General features: G+C 68.5%; 13 protein-coding genes. 5 read left to right on the top strand and 8 right to left on the bottom strand.

Annotated features, from left to right (window positions below):
• Together FJV41_RS10710 and FJV41_RS10705 are read right to left on the bottom strand one after the other, a co-directional pair.
• Positions 1-1,033, bottom strand: a 1,033-nt coding sequence (locus FJV41_RS10710; RefSeq protein WP_141642344.1) for a serine/threonine-protein kinase, incomplete at its 3' end; no start/stop codon positions are given.
• Positions 1,034-1,078: 45 nt separating this feature from the next.
• The gene (locus FJV41_RS10705) at positions 1,079-3,049 is read right to left on the bottom strand and encodes a serine/threonine-protein kinase (protein WP_141642343.1); all 1,971 of its coding nucleotides are present in this window, start codon (positions 3,047-3,049) and stop codon (positions 1,079-1,081) included.
• Between the two features lie 60 nt (positions 3,050-3,109).
• Between FJV41_RS10705 and FJV41_RS10700 the strand changes: the two genes are divergently transcribed.
• Together FJV41_RS10700 and FJV41_RS10695 are read left to right on the top strand one after the other, a co-directional pair.
• Positions 3,110-4,489, top strand: coding sequence for a sigma 54-interacting transcriptional regulator (locus FJV41_RS10700; RefSeq protein WP_141642342.1), 1,380 nt, complete (start codon positions 3,110-3,112; stop codon positions 4,487-4,489).
• Positions 4,490-4,702: 213 nt separating this feature from the next.
• The gene (locus FJV41_RS10695; RefSeq protein WP_141642341.1) at positions 4,703-5,632 is read left to right on the top strand and encodes a DUF4382 domain-containing protein; all 930 of its coding nucleotides are present in this window, start codon (positions 4,703-4,705) and stop codon (positions 5,630-5,632) included.
• Positions 5,633-5,878: 246 nt separating this feature from the next.
• Here FJV41_RS10695 and FJV41_RS10690 read toward each other — a convergent pair whose 3' ends face one another.
• The 3 genes from FJV41_RS10690 to FJV41_RS10680 all read right to left on the bottom strand — a co-directional run bounded on the left by FJV41_RS10690 (position 5,879) and on the right by FJV41_RS10680 (position 9,628).
• Positions 5,879-6,832 (bottom strand): hypothetical protein, encoded by a 954-nt coding sequence (locus tag FJV41_RS10690; protein WP_141642340.1) that lies wholly within the window; start codon positions 6,830-6,832, stop codon positions 5,879-5,881.
• Between the two features lie 11 nt (positions 6,833-6,843).
• Positions 6,844-7,542 carry a hypothetical protein gene (locus tag FJV41_RS10685; protein WP_141642339.1) on the bottom strand — a complete coding sequence of 233 codons (699 nt, stop codon included), beginning with the start codon at positions 7,540-7,542 and terminating at the stop codon, positions 6,844-6,846.
• Positions 7,543-7,672: 130 nt separating this feature from the next.
• Positions 7,673-9,628 (bottom strand): patatin-like phospholipase family protein, encoded by a 1,956-nt coding sequence (locus FJV41_RS10680; protein ID WP_220137848.1) that lies wholly within the window; start codon positions 9,626-9,628, stop codon positions 7,673-7,675.
• Between the two features lie 375 nt (positions 9,629-10,003).
• On the opposite strand from FJV41_RS10680, the gene FJV41_RS10675 reads away from it, so the two are divergent.
• Together FJV41_RS10675 and FJV41_RS10670 are read left to right on the top strand one after the other, a co-directional pair.
• Positions 10,004-10,357 carry a hypothetical protein gene (locus FJV41_RS10675; protein ID WP_141642337.1) on the top strand — a complete coding sequence of 118 codons (354 nt, stop codon included), beginning with the start codon at positions 10,004-10,006 and terminating at the stop codon, positions 10,355-10,357.
• Between the two features lie 68 nt (positions 10,358-10,425).
• The gene (locus FJV41_RS10670; protein ID WP_141642336.1) at positions 10,426-12,627 is read left to right on the top strand and encodes an ankyrin repeat domain-containing protein; all 2,202 of its coding nucleotides are present in this window, start codon (positions 10,426-10,428) and stop codon (positions 12,625-12,627) included.
• Positions 12,628-12,639: 12 nt separating this feature from the next.
• On the opposite strand, the gene FJV41_RS10665 is transcribed toward FJV41_RS10670, so the two are convergent.
• The 3 genes from FJV41_RS10665 to FJV41_RS10655 form a co-directional block, all read right to left on the bottom strand.
• A complete protein-coding gene (locus FJV41_RS10665) occupies positions 12,640-13,779 on the bottom strand; it encodes a sensor histidine kinase (RefSeq protein WP_246137141.1) in 1,140 nt (379 codons plus the stop codon).
• A gap of 731 nt (positions 13,780-14,510) precedes the next feature.
• Entirely contained in the window at positions 14,511-15,185 is a 675-nt protein-coding gene (locus FJV41_RS10660; protein WP_141642335.1) for a response regulator transcription factor, read from the bottom strand.
• Between the two features lie 112 nt (positions 15,186-15,297).
• Positions 15,298-15,900 carry a sigma-70 family RNA polymerase sigma factor gene (locus tag FJV41_RS10655; RefSeq protein WP_141642334.1) on the bottom strand — a complete coding sequence of 201 codons (603 nt, stop codon included), beginning with the start codon at positions 15,898-15,900 and terminating at the stop codon, positions 15,298-15,300.
• Between the two features lie 220 nt (positions 15,901-16,120).
• On the opposite strand from FJV41_RS10655, the gene FJV41_RS10650 reads away from it, so the two are divergent.
• Positions 16,121-18,115, top strand: a complete 1,995-nt coding sequence (locus tag FJV41_RS10650; RefSeq protein WP_141642333.1) for an alpha-1,4-glucan--maltose-1-phosphate maltosyltransferase — start codon at positions 16,121-16,123, stop codon at positions 18,113-18,115.
• Positions 18,116-18,124: the final 9 nt, after the last annotated feature.

The raw sequence follows: 18,124 nt of genomic DNA, 5'->3' as shown, positions 1-18,124 counted from the left end.
GCTTCGGGGGTGGGCGGACCCTGGCGGCGTGGGAGCGCCAGACCTCGAGTTCCTCGTGGAAGGCGCTTGTCACGGACAGCGCGCGGCCCTCTTCTGCGAGGTCTTCCTGGAACAGCACCCGGACCAACTGCGCCAGGTCCATGGTCGAGAACGGTGGAGAGACCGAATACAGGAAGCCAGCCAGCGCGTCGGCGAAGGCATTCGCGGACTCGTAGCGGGTCGACAGCTCCACCGACAGCGCCTTCATGATCAGCTCATCCAGCGCGACGGGAAGATCTCCGCGCACCTGCCGTGGGGAGGGGAACTCGCCATAGGCCATGCGCAGCATCACCGAGGCCTGCGTGCCGGTGATGGGCGGCTGTCCACAGAGCATCTCGTACAGCACGAGGCCGGTGGACCAGACATCGGAGCGGGCGTCCACCTCGCGCCCCTTCGCCTGCTCCGGGGAGAAGTACAGGTACTTCCCTCTCACGATGCCGGGCTCGGTCTTGAAGCTGCGCGCCATGCGCGCCTTGGCGATGCCGAAGTCGACGATCTTGACCTGGCCCTCGTAGCTGATGAGGACGTTGTCGGGGGAGATGTCCCGGTGGACGATGTTCAGCGGCGCGCCCTTGTCGTCCGTGCGCGTGTGCGCGTAGTGCAGCCCCCGGCACATCTCCAGGGCGATGTACGTGGCCAGGGGCACCGGCAACTGGGACAGGCCCAGCTTCGCCGCGCGCTTCTGGACGCGGTGGAGGGGCTGGCCATCCACCAGTTCCATGGCGAGGAAGTACTGGCCGTCCACCCGGCCGAACTCGAAGACCTGGGCGATGTTGCCGTGGGACAGCGTGGAGGAGATGCGGGCCTCGCGGACGAACATCGAGATGAAGTCCTCGTTGTTCACGTGCTCGAGGAGGACCTTCTTGATGAGGACGGGCTTGGTGACGCCCGCCGCGCCAACGAGCCTCGCGCGCCACGTCTCGGCCATGCCTCCACGCCCCAGCAGGGCCAGGAGTTCGTACCGACCGAAGCGTGCGTTGCGGTCCTGGGCCATGACTGGAGTTGTCGGATGTCCTGACGGGAGACGGTGGGAATCAGGTCATCGGGAACCGGATCGGCTGTCATAGTCCCGGACTTGCTGCTCGACACCTTTCCGGTACGAATGATCCGCAGGAGCCAGCTCGAGAAAACGTCGATAGTGCGCGGCCCCTTCGTCAAACCTATGTGAGCGAGCATGGATGATGCCCATCATCAGATGGCAGTCGGGATTCTCGGGCGCGATGGCGATGCAGCGCTCGGCCGCCGCCAGCGCCTCTCGGTATTTCTGTTGCTTGATGAGAGTCCCCAACTTCTCGACCCACTCGTCGGCAAGCGTGGCATTCACTGAAGCCACTCGGGTGCTCTCGGAAGACGGACGGGATGTTGGGGCAGACGGAGTTCCGTCTTTCCGCTGGGACTTCGTCTCCGCCATCAGCGCGCGAGCCGTCTCAGCAAGAGGATGGTCGCGGTGCTCCGTGAGAAGGCGTTTGAAGTGCACCTCGGCCTCGGGCAATTGATTGAGGCGGACCATGCTGGCCCCCGCGATCCACAGACAGTCTGGATGATTCGGCACGACAGCGAGGCACTTCTCCGCCAGGGAGGCCGCCCCCGGAAAGTCCTCCCTGTCGAGCAAGACTCTTGCGTGGAGCACGTCAGCCTTCGTCGCGCCCGGGGGATATCCCCCAGGGGGACGGTACGGAGCCATCGGATTCGAGCTCGGAATCACAGCCGACTCGGGCTCGATGTTGTACCCATGGAACACCACGGCCCCGCCCACCAGCACCGCTGCGATTCCCAGGATCAGCCGCCAACCCCAAAGGCCTCCGCTGGAAGAGGCGAGCGCCTCTGGCTCCTGGGTCTCGGGGGTCTCCTCCGTGGCATGGGCCGAGCCCACTCCCAGGGCGGGCAACAGCCTGCGCGTCGTCCGTTGCTGATCGGACCTCATTTCCAGGTCCATCTCCGTCTCGGCCCGCGACGCGGTCTTCTTCCCTCGCTCCTTCTTCGGCGGCACCTCCGGCGGCGCCCCACCCGCCCGCCACAAGGTCAGCTCCTCGATGAACGAGGCCGGAACGGACAGCTCCCGCCCCTCCAGCGCCATGTCCCCTCGGAACAGCACCCGGACCAGGTACGCCAGGTTCATCGTCGAGAACCGCGGAGCGTGGGAATAGAGGAACGCCGCCAGCGCATCCGCGAACGCATTCGCCGACTCGTACCGGGCCGACAGGTCCACCGACAGCGCCTTCATGACGAGCTCGTCCAGTTCGACAGGCAAGTCCCCGCGCACGTCCCGTGGCGAGGGAAACTCCCCATGCGCCATGCGCATCATCACCGCCGCCTGCGTGCCGCTGACGGGGGGCTGCCCGACCAACATCTCGTAAAGCACCAAGCCCGTCGACCAGACATCGGAGCGGGCGTCCACCTCGTATCCCCTCGCCTGCTCGGGAGAGAAATACAGGTACTTGCCCTTCACCACCCCGGGCTCCGTCATGAAGTTGCGCGCCAGCTGCGCCTTGGCGATGCCGAAGTCGACGATCTTGACCTGACCCTCGTAGCTGATGAGGACATTGTCCGGAGAGATGTCGCGATGGACGATGCCCAGGGGCTTGCCCTTGTCATCCGTGCGCGTGTGCGCGTAGTGCAACCCCCGGCACATCTCCAACGTGATGTACGTCGCCAGGGGAATGGGCATCCGCGACAGGCCCGTCTTCAGCGCGCGCTTCAGGACGTGGTGGAGCGGCTGCCCATCCACCAACTCCATGGCCAGGTAGTACTGGCCTTCCACCCGACCAAAGTCGAAGACCTGGGCAATGCAGCCATGGGACAGCGTGGCGGAGATGCGCGCCTCGTTGATGAACATCGACACGAAGGCGTCGTCCGCCACGAACTCCGGAAGCACTTTCTTGATGAGGACGGACTTGGTGACGCCAGCGTCGCCCATCCACCGGGCCCGCCACGTCTCCGCCATTCCCCCCCGACCAAGCCATGACACCAGCTCGTATCGGCCGAACCTGTCGCCGGGCTGCAAGGCCATATCAATCCGGAACCTACCGCAGAATCCTGGGAGCCCGAACTTCCTGGGTCTCCCCGTGCTATGTTGTGCACCGTGGCAAGTCTGGGAGACGAGGACGGGGATGACGCGCTGGTTCGAACCGATGCCCTACCGGCACTCAGGAGCCCCCGCTTCCGGGTGAAACTGGCGGTGCTGTCGGGGCCGGACGCAGGAAAGACGTACCCGCTGGCGCCCGGGCGCTATCGCGTGGGCTCTGAAGCGACGTCGGACATCGTCCTGCCGGATCGCTCCGTGTCCAGACAGCACCTCGTCCTGGAGGTCCGTGAGGACGGCGTGCGCGCGGTGGACCCTGGATCACGCAACGGCTCCTTCTGCGAGGGCATGCGCTTCTCCGAGTTGGAGGTTCGTCCAGGGGCAACTCTGACCCTGGGTACCACCGAGCTGAAGCTGGTTCCGGAGGGAGAGAAGACGAGAGCCCTCCCCCTCTCCTCCCGCAGCAGCTTCGGGGGGCTGGTGGGCAACAGCCGACGCATGCGGGAGGTCTTCACGCTGCTGGAGCGGCTGGCCCAGGGCGAGTCGGACGTGCTCATCCAGGGTGAAACGGGCACGGGCAAGGAGCTGTGCGCGGAGGCCATCCACACACATGGAATGCGCAGCAAGGGCCCCTTCGTCATCGCCGACCTGGCGGGGATTCCACCGCAGCTGCTCGAAAGCGAACTGTTTGGCCATGTGAAGGGAGCCTTCACGGGGGCGCACGGTGATCGCGCCGGCGCCTTCGAGCGGGCCCACGGCGGCACCCTCTTCCTGGACGAAGTCGGAGAGCTTCCGCTGGAAGTCCAGCCTCGCCTCCTGCGCGTGCTGGAGCGCCGACAGGTGAAGCGCGTGGGCGCCAATGACTACCGCACCTTCCACGTGCGCGTCGTGGCCGCCACGCATCAGGACCTGGAGGGCGCGGTGAAGCAGGGCCGCTTTCGCGGCGACTTGTTCCACCGGCTCGCGGTGCTGCGCGTCGTCCTGCCACCCCTGCGCGAGCGGCCCGACGACATCCCGCTCCTCATCGACACCGTGCTGGCGCGACTGGGCAAGCCTCCCAGCGCGCTGTCGGACGTCACCCGCGCGCTGCTGACGCAGTACCCGTGGCCCGGCAACGTGCGCGAGCTGCGCAACGTGGTGGACCGCGTGGTGAGCCTGGGTGAAGAGGCCCTGCCGGACATTCCGGACGTGCCCGCGCCCGTGCCACCTCCGGAGGACGACTCCGAGTCGACCCAGTCGTTGGCGCTCGACCTGCCGTTCAAGGAAGCCAAGGAGCGACTCATCGAGGGCTTCGAGCGCGACTACCTGCGCAACCTCGTCGAGCGCTGCGAGGGCAACGTGTCGCGCGCCGCGCGCGAGGCGGGGATTGATCGCGTCTATCTGCGCAAGCTGCTCCGCAAGCACGGGCTCGAATCGGGCGGCCCCTGAGTCGACGGGCGACTCTCGCCCACCGTGAGCCCTGGCTCCACGGTGGGTGAGCCTCAGGACTCGCCTGCCCAGGACATCCCGGAATTCTCCACCTACAGCCCCTGCGGGCAGCCAAGGCTGAAATTCCGCGTGTGGCCGATGGGCTCCGGCGTGAGTCATTTTCGGTCGAAACGGCCCGTTGTCTTCACGGCCCCCTGCCGGAGCAAGCCCCCCATGTTGACTCATGCTCGCCGTGCGAACCTCGTCGCGGGGTTCGCCATCGCATTGCTATTGCCACTGATGGGCTGTGGTAGCGGAGACGGAAAAGTCTCCATCCTGCTGACCGATGCCCCCGGCGACGGCGTGGAGACCGCGGTGGTCACCATCTCGCAGATCTATCTCCAGGGTGGCGACGAGGAAGGCGGCCGCGTCGTCCTGCGCGACGAGCCCGTCACCGTCAGCCTGTTGGACCTGGCCAACTCGACCTCCGAGCTCGTCTCCGAGGCCGTCGTTCCCGACGGGGACTACTCCCAGCTTCGCTTCGTCATCACCGGCGGCTACCTGGAGACGAAGAACGCGGATGGCTCCACGTCCATCTTCGCCACCTCCAACAACTACGCGGGACTTCCCGAGGGCGCCGTCGTCGCCGGCCAGCTCCACATGCCGAGCTACGGCTCGTCGGGGCTGAAGGTGAAGTTCGACGAGAAGCTGACCATCGAGGGCGAGCAGAAGATCCTCCTGGTCGACTTCGACGTGGCGCAGAGCTTTGGCAAGGAGGCGGGCAACTCCGGCCGCTGGGTGATGAGCCCCGTCATCAAGGCGGCCGAGGTGACGGCGTCCGCGAGCATCACCGTCGAGGTGAAGCTCGGCGCCGGCGTGGTGCTCCCCACGGTGGAAGGAACCGCGGTGACGCTCGCGGACTTCCACGCGGTGCTCATCAACGACGCGGGCAGCCGCGAGACGCTTCCGCTGACCGATGAAAACGCGGACGGCACCTTCGAGGCCACCTTCAAGTTCCTCATCCCGGGCACGTTCCAGGTGGACGTGGAGTCCCCGGCGAGCGTGAGCATCTCCACCACGCCCGGTGACCCGGTGACGGTGCAGCTCGCCTCCGGCCGCGACAGCACCCAGGCCTTCGTCGTGAGTGGCGCCCAGCCCCAGTAGGCCCCGCGAACACTCCCGCGCCTACCCCTGCCCACAGGGACTCCGGGCACGGCCCTCACGTGGGAAGGAAAAATCCACGTGCAGCGTGGCCGATCCCCGGGGGCGGAGGTCTCCCGCCTGAAGGCCCAGATTTTCTCCGAGGGTTTTCGAATCAGGTGGGGTTGGCGCGGGGCCAGCTCCCCAGGCGAGGCGTCGGGACATGTTCCCGGCGCCTCGTTTTTTATCCGCGCTCGAAGCGCCAGCGGCTCAGTAGACGACGAGCGGCTGGGGCGAATGGTAGCTGACGATGGTCAGCACCGGGATGCGGGGCGCCTCGGCATCGTCATCGGTGCCTCCCGAGGTGAGCCGCACACCGTCGAACCGCGCCAGGAACACGTAGTCGCGGCGGGCCTCCAGGAATGGATCCGCGCCCTGCAGCCGCCCCAGGGCCTCCTGGCCCGTCTCGTCGGAGATGTTGTCGTAGTGCTTGCGCGTCGTGGAGCTGTTGCCGCGCTCCCGCGTGCTCACGCTGCCGCCCAGCCGGCCCGGCCCGGTGAGCTGCGTCTGCCCGCCCAGGTCTCCCGACGTCGTGGTGGTGGTGTCGTAGCTCTCGCCATAACCCACCGGCGCATTCGTCTCCACCGAGGCCAGCGTGTGCTCCACGAGCCACACGGTGGGCTTCTCCCCTTCGGAGCGCTGGTCCGCCACGCGGGCGCGCAGCAACACGTAGCGACCCTTGTACGTGTCGGGACGCTCGACCGCGGACGCGAGCGAGAAGATGGGGATCTTCCGCTCCTGGAGGTACTGGAGCTCGCCGGACACGCTGCCTCCGCGCTGGGCCACGACCCGGGCGATGAGCGAGGCGGCCTCGGGACGCACGCGCAGGTCCTCCGACCAGGCGCCGCTCAACAGCGCGCGAATCTGGGTGAAGGGCGTCAGCTCGATGCAGGCCTTGAGACCCGCCCAGCCTTCGTCCCGCGACTCCGCCTGGAGCCTGCGCGCGGCGGCTTCACACAGCGCCGGATTGGGGTAGCGCGCGGCGAAGGCCTTGGGGTCGGCGGACGCGCTGGGCGGCGGCGCCTCCGCGGCCTTCGGGGTGAGCGGGGCGTCCTCGCGAGGCTGGGAGTCCGCCCACGTGACGTGGGAGTGGGATGCCCCGCAACCGGCGGCGAGCGAGCCCAACAGGGCCCAGGTCGGAAGAGTCCAGGGATGGTGGCGCATGGAGCTGACTCCTAGAGCGAGGCGGAGCCCGAGCGCGAGGAGCGCTGCTGCTCACGGGCGGTGGGCGAGGCGGAAGAAGCGCCGGTCGGCGCGGGCAGCACGACGGAGCACACGTCCTCGCAGCGCTCACTCAGGCACGCGAGCGTCGCGGGCGAGGTCTGCTGCTGGGACACGTCCGCGTAGCACCGGTCTCCCGTGCCGGGGCACCCTCGACGCGCGGCGCACTCGCAGCACGGCGCGGCCACCGTGGCCATGAGCTGGACTTCCTGCAGGACGCTGGAGAGTCCGCGGTAGCAGGTCCGGGCCCCAGGAGCGAAACGGCCCTTGGCGTCCACGATGGGCGTGCCTCCCGCGAGCCCGCACTGGTCCGCGGCGGCGACGTAGCGGCGCTCACAGAGCGCGATGAGCGTCGCGTCGGTGCGACCCTCACGGGCATTGCCCACCGCCTCCGTGCACAGGGCGCGGGAGATGTCCTTGAGCAGCTTGCGGTTCGCGGTGGCCTGTTCGGCACCGGACGCGCTGGCGGCGGCGTCCGATTCGAAGACGCACTCCTTGCCCTCGCGGAGCGTGTCGACGGTGCAGGCCCAGGCTGTCGGAGAGTCGTCGGAGATGGGCGGCGCCGCGAGCGCTTCCGGCGGGAGCGCCGGCGTGGAGGCTTCGGGAGTGGAGCCCAACAGGAAGAGGGAGACGAGGATCGCCTTCATGGACATGGCAGGTTAGGCCGTTGGCGGTCGCCACACAAACCGCGCCGCTCCGCACTGTTCCTCGGATGGCGCAAGCCGCCATCGGGTGTCTTCTCCCGGGCACCCTTCCCCACCTGGGTCGAAGATGTCCTCTGACTCACGCCTGGGCCCGTGGCTCCTCTGGCCCGTGGGCCTCCAGCACGACCTCACGGGTGCTGCCCCACTGGGCCCGCGGTGCGTACCGTTCCCACAGCGGCCCCAGGAAGAACCGACCGAAGCGATCCATGGCCGTGGTCCCCGCGCCCTCGCGCCGAGCGGGCTGCATGCTGGAGATGAGCGACAGGAGCTGCCCCACCCCGAGCGTCAGGACTCCGGCTCCCACCACGGGCCCCTGGGCGTTCATCCCCGCGTGGAGCTGGCAGTGCAGCCGCGTCGAGCCCTTCCACGCGTCCCCGCCCCGTCGATCATCGACGACCTTCGTCCCCTCCAGGAAGTAGTCGCGCCCTTGATGCGGGAAGCGCAGCCCATACGTCATCACCCTCGAACTGGGAGCGTCCGAGGGGCGGAAGATGTTGAAGCTTCCTCGTCGCACCGGCAGGTCCTCGCCGAACGGCGCGAAGCTCAACCGCGCCACCAGTCGCGCCGAGCACTTCACATCACTGACAAAGGCATCCAGGTCACCGACGCTGATGGTGCAGTGGATGGTCATCGGCTGGGCGCCTGGATGCAGGGCCCCTTGCGTGGGGTCGGTGACGCCCATCGAGAAGAGGCCGGTGAGGGACTCCACGAAGGTGAGGTCGGGTGAGGGCTCCGTGGTCCGGGTCATCTCAGGCGTGAGCGGCAGCCCCTGCGCACCGCACACGTCGAGGTAGCGCCACGTGTCCGAGTAGCCCATGTCGATGAGGGTCGCCGCCGTGGCGCGACCCGCGTAGAGGTCCGGGTCGAGCGCGAGCGGACGCTCGGGCTTGATGAGGTGGACGGCGATGGGACGCTGGTGGCCGGGCACGACCTCCCCTGCGTCGATGCGCTCGTTGAGGTCCTGGATGACGCGAAGCTGCGCGAACAGCGCGCCGTTGGTGCTCATCTCCACCAGGTAGGCGTATTGCTCGTAGAGGCCATCGTCATAGACGGGCGTGTTGCCCAGGCACCACAGCACCCAGAGTTCGTTCGCGCCCCGGCGGACGGCATCGAGCAGGTGGGTGTCCTGAGTCCACAAGGCATCCGTGTAGAGCGTGCCGTCCCGCTCCACCGGTGGCATGAGGATGGGGGGAGAGATGGCCGCCAGCAGCAGCTCCCGGTCCAGGTCCCGATGGGGAATGGCCACGTCCGTCTTCCGCTCGAAGTCGCAGACATGGAAGGTGCCTTCCACGAGGGAGCTGGCGCGGATGGCTCCAAGGTCGATTCCCAGATGGGGGAAGACTCGCCGGAGCACCTTCTCCGGGTCTCCGAGCGGCTCGACATGAAGCACGTCCAGCGTCTTCCTTGGCACCGCATGGGCGAGGAAGTCTTCCACGGACAGCGTCCTCCACCGCGCGCACGCCTCCCCGGGCGACGCTCCGGACAACAGCATCGCCAGATTGAGGGACCCCGCCGACGTCGCATCCGCGAAATGAAAGCCGAGGTCAGCGTCCTCCAGCGCTCGAATCGCCCCCGCCTGCCATGCCGCGCGCAGTCCCCCGCCAATCAGGATGAGCGCGCGCTTCCGGGGACCTGGCGTGTCCACGAAGCCCGCGCCAGTGGCCGTCGAGGACGTCTCGCCCCCATCCTGGGTGGAGAAGCGTGGGTCCTCCTCCGAGGAGGAAGCGACCTGCTCCGCCCGTGCCTCGGCCACGCCGTCGGGTGACGACGATTCGAGAGCGCGTTCCTCGGGCCGCATTCCGTCCTCGCGCCGCCACCTCCAGGGCGCCTTCCGGGTCGACATCTCCCAGGCGCCGCGCTCCGTGAGGAGGAGATAGCCGAACACGAGCACGCCACCGACCAGACACACGAGCGCGAGGACGAGCAGCATCGACAGCCGCCTTCCCACCAGCACGCTCAGGTACAGCTCCGCGGCCACCGCGATGAGGATGGCGGAGAGGATGGCGAGTGCTCGGCGCCATGCCGGCCCCTGCATGCGCCACTGACGGTCTCGCTTTTCGGGCGACCGAATGGGCGATGGCGAGCGCGATGGATTGGACGGTTCGACTGGCATGACGCGGGCCCCCTCGTCTCGACTCGACCAGGGGCCTCACGCTCGTGACGGACTGAACGCGAGACCCGCCCCCTCCGGCGGCACTGCGTCAGCCAGGGGAACCTATGGAAAACGTGGGCCGGCGCGGGGGGACGCGCAACCCGCGCATGGGTTGCGATGGCCAGCGATGGGACTTCCGACCGGGCACCGATGCACCCGCGAAGCGCCACCTCGGCCACTCGGGTGATGTGCCCCGGCTCGCGCCTTCGTGAAACACTGTTCGCGTGGAGTGCCCACCCAGGCTCCCGAGGAGAAGCGATGTCACCACAACCGAGCGCCCCCTGGACCTCCTATGACGGCGGCACGTCCCTGGGCTGGATGGGCACCCAGGGCGGCACCATCGCTCGGGATGAGGACCAGGAGGGCCAGCTGCGCCTCACGTACGAAGTGGACGACTCCCGCTCCTTCCACGCCATCACCTGCTCTGTCACGGGGTGGCTCCTCCACCACCGGTTCTTCGACAACGCCGAGCAGGCCATGGAGGCCTTCGAGGCCATGAAGCCCGCGATGGAAGACCTTCGCGCCCAGCTCCGGGAAGGAGGGCCGGGCTCACCCGAGGAGGCTCGACGTGGAGGGCCCGTGCTCGCGGCGTTCCTCGCGCGCTTCTCCTGAGACCGTTTCCACCGCGACATTTCCGACGGGGAAGCGTTGAGAAGGACGACTGCCCTGGAGCGCCCCCCATGTCACCCAAGAAGAAGCTGTCGAAGCCAGACGCCGCGCTGCTCTCCGCCGTCAAGAAGTCGAACGCCAAGGCGGTGGCCAGGCACCTGGCGGATGGGGCCGACCCCAACGTGAGCGACGACGAGGGTTATCCCGTGCTCCATACGGCGTGCGCAGAGGGAAACCTCGACGTCGCCCGACTCCTGCTGGACGCGGGCGCGGATGTGAAGGGGCTGGATTCGGACTCCGCCACGCCCCTCGGCTTCGCCACCGCTCAAACAGGTGACGACGGCGTGGAGCTGGTGAAGCTGCTGATCGCCAGGGGCTCCGACGTCAACCACCAGTGGAAGGACGAGGCCCGCTCCACGGTGCTCACCGACCTGCTCAACCAGGAGACCAACGAGGAGCCCTCCGCGGAGGTCCTGAAGACGCTGCTGCGCGCGGGCGCGAACCCGAATATTCCCAACGGTCGTGGCGAGACGCCGCTGATGTTATCCGTCGACTACAAGGAGCAACCCGAGCTGTTCGAGCTGCTGCTGGAGCACGGCGCCCAGGTGAACGCGGTCGACGCCAACGGCAGGTCGGTGCTGATGCAGGCCGTCCGCTACGGGAACGTCCCGGTGGCCGAGCGGCTCATCTCCAAGGGCGTCGACGTCAAAGTCAGGACGACGGATAGCGATGGCAACACGGCGCTGACGATGGCGCTCGATCTGGATGAGATCTTCGGAGATCCATCCCTGGTGGTGCTGGGCGCGCTGCTCCGCGCGGGAGCGAAGCCGAACCAGCCCAACGCGCGCGGCTGGTACGCCCTCCATTATGCGGCCAGCCTCGAGGACGTGAAGTTCACCACGCTGCTGCTCGAAGCAGGGGCGGACCCGAAGGCCGCGAACGCGGGGGGCTACTACCCCATCGATACCGCGAACGGCCGTGGGAATACGCGGGTGGAGAAGCGCCTGCTCGCCGCGGGAAGCCCCACGCTGGAGCAGGCGGCTTCGCTTCGCGCGGAGAGCGTCTGGAAGCGCATTGGCGCGTGGGCCGCCAGACGCAACCCGACCTACGCCGAGCAACTCGCGAGTACGCGCCCCTCGACCGAGGCACGCGTCGTTGCCCTGGAGAAGGCGATTGGGACCCCGCTGCCCCTGGACTTCCGCGCGTTCCTCCTCCGCTTCGGAGGCGGTGCCCCGGCGGGAACGCCCGGACTGTCCGTCTCCGAGTACGAAGTGCTTCCCGTCGACCAGATTCTGAGCACCTGGAAGGGGCTTCGGAAGCTGGTGGAGAAAGGCACCTTCAAGAAGGCCGAGCCCCATGAACTGTCCAAGTCCCAGAAGGACGTGAAGTGGACCTGGTGGCACCCCGGCTGGGTGCCTTTCGCGCAGGACGGTGGGGGCAACCTCAAGTGCGTGGACCTGGACCCCGGCCCGGAAGGAAAGCGTGGACAGGTCATCGGCTGGGAGATTCGCGGCGGCCCCCTGAGCCCCTATGCCCCGTCCATGGACGCATTCTTCGAGCACTACCTGGAGGGACTTGAGACCGGACGCATCGAACTGTACGGCGACGAGGAGCCGGATGATCCCGAGGCAACCGCGACTGCCCCGGTGACGGCTCCCGAGCCGTCGAGGGTGGGCACCGCCGCCGAGCGCGTGGAGGCGCTCTCGAACCAACTGGGAGCCTGGTACGAGGAGCACCACGCGCCCTATGCGCAGCGCTTCGCCCGCACGAAATCCGCGTCCCAGCAGCAGGTGGACGCGCTGGAGAAGAGCGTGGGGGCGGAGCTGCCCGCGGACCTCCAGGCGTTCCTGCTCCGCTTCGGCGGGGGCGCACCGGACAAGAAGCAGGGCCTGTCCTTCTTCACGTATCAGGTGCTGAGCGTGAAGGAGATCACCGACCTCTGGACACAGTTGGAGACCCACCGTGAGAGCGGAGCGTTCGCGAAGTCCAAGCCCTTGGATCTCACCAAGGGCCAGAAGGAGCTCACCCGGACGTGGTGGAGCGCGGGTTGGATTCCGTTCGCGAAGAACGACCACGGCGAGGCGCTCTGCGTGGACCTCACCCCGGGCCCGGCCGGTCGGCGTGGACAGGTGCTGCGCTGGTCCGAATACGCGGGGCCCCTCGATGAGGCGAAGGCACCCTCGTTGGAGGATTACCTCACCGACTACCTGAAGCGGCTTCGCGACAAGCGCTGGTACGTCCGCAGCGACAGTGACGACCTGCTCAGCTCCTGACGCCGCGTCCCCTCAGGCGTGCGGAGCGCGCGGCGCCGAGTCCTTGTCAGGAGCCAGCATCTCCCCCAAGAAGCACACCTCGAGCCCGCCATACTCGGACGGGTTCAACGTCAGGGCCCAGCCGTGGACCTGCGCGACGTGGTGGGCGATGTGCAGGCCCAGCCCCTGTCCTTCCGGGGCCCGTGTGCGCGCGACGGTTCCTCGGACGCCTCGCTCGAGGATTCGCGCTCGCTCCTCTTCGGAGATGCCGGGCCCGTCGTCGATGACGCGGAGCACGAAGCGCCCCTCACGGGTGCTCTCCAGCACGACAGCCACGTGCCCCTCCTCGCGGCCGTAGCGCACGCCGTTGCCCACGACGTTGCTGACGGCCTGCTCGATGAGCGTCACGTCACCGAGCACTCGAACGGGCGTCGCGGGGACGCCGCTCTCCAGGGAGATGCGCTGTTGCCGGGCGATGGGCTGATGGCGACCGAGGACTCGAGCAATCACGTCGTTGAGGTCCACGGGCGCGCGCTGGACGTGCGGCGCGCCAGCCTCCAATCGCGTCGCCGCGGTGAGGTTGTGGACCAGCGAGGCCATGTAGTGCGCCTCGCTCATGGCGGAGGACACCTCGGCCGCGTACACGGGCTCGCCTCGGGAGAGGCGCTGCTGCATCGCGGACAGGTTGCCCTGGAGCACGGTGAGCGGCGTCATCACGTCATGGGTCGTGTTGGCGAGGAAGTCCCGCAGGCCTTGCTCGCGTGCTTCCTGGTGCGCCATCCGCGCCTGGATCTCCGCGCGAGCCTCCTGGAAGGCCCGGGCGAGGTCGGCGATCTCATCATGGCCGCGCACGGACACGGGCTGCTCGTAGCCGCTGCGCGCGGACGCACGCACGTCCTCGGTGAGCATGCGGATGCGGCGCACCACCGGGCCCAGGGCCAGCACCACCGCCGCGACGACGATGGACACAAGCAGGCTCCAGTCCTTGAGCGGTGGGAGGAAGAACGGCGAAGGCCCCGGAGGCTCCACACGACGGGCGAGGACAAAGGCGCACGGACCTTCGTCCCAGGACATGCGCACCAGCAGGTCGAGGACCCGCCGCCCATCCAGCTCCGAGCGCCAGGCGACCGTCGCCCCTTCGAGCGCGTCCTCACGAACCTCCGCTGTCAGCACGGGCGCCCGAGGGTTCCGGGAAGTGAGCTGGGCGTCATAGGGAAAATAGAGCACCCGAGGAGGGGCCCGCCCTTCCCTTCCAGGCGGTGGTGGCCCATCGAAGGCGTCGCTTCCTCCCGGACGAGGCGGTGGCCCATCGAAGGCGTCGCTTCCTCCCGGACGAGGCGGTGGTCCATCGAATGCGTCGCTTCCTCCCTGGCGAGGCGGTGGCCCATCGAAGGCGGCGCTTCCTCCCGGACGAGGCGGCGGTCCATCGAAGGCGTCGCTGCCGCTTGGACGCGGCGGTCGGCCTGGGGGCCTTGTCGGGGGAGGATCCTCGTCGAGTGGACGTGCCTCACCGAGCACCGTCGCTCTCGGCATCGGGTCCCCACGAGACGGGAGTGCCTCATCCCTCGCCAATGCACCCAGTGGTTCCCCGCGCGGTGGCAGCGCATCATCGTCCCCAGCCCTCCTCGGAGGCGGTGGTGGTCGTCCGTTGTCAGCTCCACCTCGAGACCCCAGACCATCCGGCGGAGGACGCCCGGGCGGCGCGGGTCGCTCGAACGGGCGAGGTCGCCACGTCTCGGGCGAGGCCTCGCAGCGCGTGCGTTCCACCTGCATCTGCGCCAGCGTGGAGGCTTCGAGCACTTCCTCCTGCGAGCGTTCCCGGAGCGATTGCTGGAAGTACGCCATCGCCACCACGACAGGCAGCACCGCCGCCATCGCCGTGAGCGCCAGGCGCAGGCGGAGCTTCACGAACCGTCTCCCGCGACCAGTCGATAACCCACGCCCCACACCGTCTCCACACACTGCGCCGGCGCCAGCTTTCGCCGCAGCCGCGAGACGTGCACGTCCAGCGTCCGCTCCGTCCCCTCGCGCTCCGGATCCAACACGTGCTCCACCAGCCACTGCCGCGTCACCGCCTCGCGAGGCCTGCGGGCCAACGCCGCGAGCACCTCGAACTCCACCCGCGTCAACTCCACCACCCGCCCCTCCACGCGGACCTCCCGCGCCTGGAAGTCGACGCGCAACAGCCCCAACTCCAGCACCGCGTCCGCCTTCTGGAGCACCGGCCGGCGCAGCCGCGCGCGCACCCGCTCGATGAGCTCCTCCGGCCAGAAGGGCTTCGTCAGGTAGTCATCCGCGCCGAGCTTCAGCGCACGCACCTTGTCCAGCGTGTCGTTGCGCGCGCTCAGGATGAGCACCGGCACCTCCGAGAAGCTCCGGAGCGCCTTGAGCATGTCCAGGCCGTACGTCCCCGGCAGCATCAGGTCCAGCACCACCAGGCCCACGTCGGGAAGCTCCCCGGGCAGCAGCGCGCGGCCTTCCGTCCACCACAGCGGCTCGAAGCCCGCGCCCCTCAGCTGCTCGACAATCTGCGCGCCGAGCCGAGCGTCGTCCTCCACCAGCAGGATTCGCTCCCCCATGTCCCGCTCGCCTCCTCCCACCCGGTCACCACGGTGCCGTCATGAATGGATGAATGAACGCCCACGGTATACCGAGGACCTTAAGACTCCCTTAACGAGAGCCAGCCGCTCCTCAGTCCGCCGGGCCGCGCTCGTCCCGGAGCAGGTCCGCGAGCTTCTCCAGGGCCAGCCGCGCCCGGGTCTTCACCGTGCCCAGGGGGTCTCCGGTGCGCTCGGAGATCTCCCGCTGCGACAGGCCCTCGAAGTAGGCCAGGTCCACCACTTCGCGCTGCTCGGGAGGCAGCGTCATCATCGCCCTGCGCACCCGCACGCGGTCCTGGCCCTGTGACGTCGCGTCGTCCGGAGCGGGAGGCGTCGCGCTCATCGGAGGCGGCTCATGGGCGGAGCCCTCGGCGACTCGAGCGGCGGTGCCCATGGAGCGCAGCCGGTCGATGGCGCGCGTGCGAGCGATGGTCGCCACCCAGGTCTCCAGCCCGCCGCGGTCCGGGTCGAAGTCACGGGCGCGCCGCCAGACCTCGAGGAAGGCCTCCTGGAGCACCTCCTCCGCGTCCGCTCGGGAAGGCAACAGCCGCAGCATCACCGCAAAGGCCCGGGCTCCGCAGCGCGCGTAGACCTCCCGCATGGCCACGCCGCTGCCCAGGGCGACCTGCTGGAGCAGGGCCCTGTCGGCGGCGGGGTCGCTCGCCCGCTGAGCGGAGGGTGGAGGAAGCGCCATGTATTTCCCGGATACCGCAACCCGAGGTGCGGATCCCAGCTTCATGTATGGGCAGCCGGGCAGCCAGCCCCTTTGAAGCCAACGGGTGGGCGTCCCCAGACCCCGTCCCTAACGTTCACGAGCCAACGCGGCCGACGCGCCAGTCGTCCTTCATCAACGCACCCCGCGACACGCCGCCCAGCTTCACCCCACCTCAGACCTATAAGGGCCGCGAGCCGATATGAAAGATCGAATCGGGAGCGTGTTCATCGAGGGAGTCAAGCCCCAGCTCGACGGCGGCCGCCACGCCGTCAAGCGTGTCGCCGGGGAGAGCCTCACCGTCCGCGCCGACATCTTCAAGGAGGGCCATGACGTCCTCGTCGCCGTCGTCCGCTGGCGACAGGCCTCTCCCCAGGAACAGCAGACCGACTGGCGCGAGGTCCCCATGCGCCCGCTCGGCAACGACGCCTGGGAGGCGGAGTTCCCCCTGGCTCGCAATGGCCGCTACCAGTACACGATTGAAGCCTGGCCGGATCTCTTCCGGACCTGGACGTCGGAGCTGAAGCGCAAGGTCGACGCGGGCCGGGACGTGCGCAGCGAGCTGTTGGAGGGCGCGGCCATGCTGGAAGGCGCGGCGGCCCGAGCGCGCCCGGTGGACGCGGCCGACGCGCGGGTGCTCACCGAGGCCGCGGTGCGGATGCGTCAGCCCCCGACACCGGACCTGGTGGCCGTGGCGCTGGCGCCGGAGCTGGCCACGGTGGCGTCCACGTATCCCGACCGCGCGCTGGCGCGGCGGCACGAGCCGGAGCTGGAGGTGTTCGCGGACCGGCTCAAGGCGCGCTTCGGGGCCTGGTACGAGTTCTTCCCCCGCTCGGCAAAGCGCGATGGGCGCACGCACGGGACGTTCCAGGATTCGGAGGCCTGGCTGCCGTACATCCAGGGCCTGGGCTTCGACGTCATCTACCTGCCGCCCATCCACCCCATTGGCCGCACCGCGCGCAAGGGGAAGAACAACAGCCTCAAGGCGGGCCCGGAGGACGTGGGCAGTCCGTGGGCCATCGGCGCGGCGGAGGGGGGCCACAAGGCGGTGCACCCGAGCCTGGGCACGCTGGCGGACTTCCGTCACTTCGTGCAGGCCGCGCAGTCGTACGGCATCGAGGTGGCGTTGGACCTCGCGTACCAGTGCTCTCCGGACCACCCTTATGTGAAGGAGCATCCGGAGTGGTTCCAGCGCCGTCCGGACGGCACCATCAAGACGGCGGAGAACCCGCCCAAGCGCTACGAGGACATCGTCAACTTCGACTGGATGGGCCCCGCGCGCGAGTCGCTCTGGACGGAGCTGGAGTCCGTCGTACTGCACTGGGTGCAGCAGGGCGTGCGGACCTTCCGCGTGGACAATCCGCACACCAAGCCCATCCAGTTCTGGGAGTGGCTCATCCGCCGCGTGCAGGAGCGCCACCCCGATGTGCTCTTCCTCTCCGAGGCCTTCACCCGGCCCAAGGTGATGAAGGCCCTGGCGAAGGTGGGCTTCACCCAGTCGTACACGTACTTCACGTGGCGCAACTTCAAGGGCGAGCTCCAGGAGTATCTGGAGGAAATCACCCAGCCGCCCGTGTCCGACTACTTCCGCGGCAACCTCTGGCCCAACACGCCGGACATCCTTCCGGAGCTGTTGCAGAACGCGGGGCCCGGCGCGTTCCGGCTGCGCGCGGCGCTTGCCGCGACGCTCTCCTCGGTCTACGGGATGTATTGCGGCTTCGAGCTGTGCGAGGGCCGCCCGCTGCCTGGCAAGGAGGAGTACCTGGACTCGGAGAAGTACCAGCTCGTCGCGTGGGACGCGGACCGGCCGGGCAACATCCGGGACTGGATCGCGCGGCTCAACCACGCGCGCCTGACGCAGCCAGCGCTGCACACCTACGACAGCTTGCGCTTCTTCGAGTCCGACAACGAGCGGGTCCTCTTCTACGGAAAGCGCACCCCGGACGGCACCAGCACCGTGCTGGTCGCGGTGAGTCTGGATCCATACGCGCCGCAGGAGGCGCTGTTGCGACTTCCGCTGGAATGGCTTGGCGCGAACGCGGACGAGACCTATCAGGTGCACGAGCTGATGACGGATCAGCGCTCCCTGTGGCAAGGCTCGGACGTGCAGGTGCGCCTGACGCCCGAACAGCCCGCGGCCGTCTGGGCCGTCTACCGCTTCCGCCGTACCGAGCACGCGTTCGACTACTACGAGTGACAACCCGAG

The sequence above is a fragment of the Myxococcus llanfairpwllgwyngyllgogerychwyrndrobwllllantysiliogogogochensis genome (assembly GCF_006636215.1).
Classification (GTDB): Bacteria; Myxococcota; Myxococcia; order Myxococcales; family Myxococcaceae; genus Myxococcus; species Myxococcus llanfairpwllgwyngyllgogerychwyrndrobwllllantysiliogogogochensis.
Note: the sequence above shows the minus strand (reverse complement) of the source record. Positions and strands in the feature narration are given on the sequence as shown.

What these genes read in the sequence shown, in the direction of transcription:
- FJV41_RS10705 (WP_141642343.1), bottom strand. Translation starts at nt 3,049, where the DNA reads ATGGCCTTGCAGCCCGGCGACAGGTTCGGCCGATACGAGCTGGTGTCA.
- FJV41_RS10700 (WP_141642342.1), top strand. Translation starts at nt 3,110, where the DNA reads ATGTTGTGCACCGTGGCAAGTCTGGGAGACGAGGACGGGGATGACGCG.
- FJV41_RS10695 (WP_141642341.1), top strand. Translation starts at nt 4,703, where the DNA reads ATGTTGACTCATGCTCGCCGTGCGAACCTCGTCGCGGGGTTCGCCATC.
- FJV41_RS10690 (WP_141642340.1), bottom strand. Translation starts at nt 6,832, where the DNA reads ATGCGCCACCATCCCTGGACTCTTCCGACCTGGGCCCTGTTGGGCTCG.
- FJV41_RS10685 (WP_141642339.1), bottom strand. Translation starts at nt 7,542, where the DNA reads ATGTCCATGAAGGCGATCCTCGTCTCCCTCTTCCTGTTGGGCTCCACT.
- FJV41_RS10680 (WP_220137848.1), bottom strand. Translation starts at nt 9,628, where the DNA reads ATGCAGGGGCCGGCATGGCGCCGAGCACTCGCCATCCTCTCCGCCATC.
- FJV41_RS10675 (WP_141642337.1), top strand. Translation starts at nt 10,004, where the DNA reads ATGTCACCACAACCGAGCGCCCCCTGGACCTCCTATGACGGCGGCACG.
- FJV41_RS10670 (WP_141642336.1), top strand. Translation starts at nt 10,426, where the DNA reads ATGTCACCCAAGAAGAAGCTGTCGAAGCCAGACGCCGCGCTGCTCTCC.
- FJV41_RS10660 (WP_141642335.1), bottom strand. Translation starts at nt 15,185, where the DNA reads ATGGGGGAGCGAATCCTGCTGGTGGAGGACGACGCTCGGCTCGGCGCG.
- FJV41_RS10655 (WP_141642334.1), bottom strand. Translation starts at nt 15,900, where the DNA reads ATGGCGCTTCCTCCACCCTCCGCTCAGCGGGCGAGCGACCCCGCCGCC.
- FJV41_RS10650 (WP_141642333.1), top strand. Translation starts at nt 16,121, where the DNA reads ATGAAAGATCGAATCGGGAGCGTGTTCATCGAGGGAGTCAAGCCCCAG.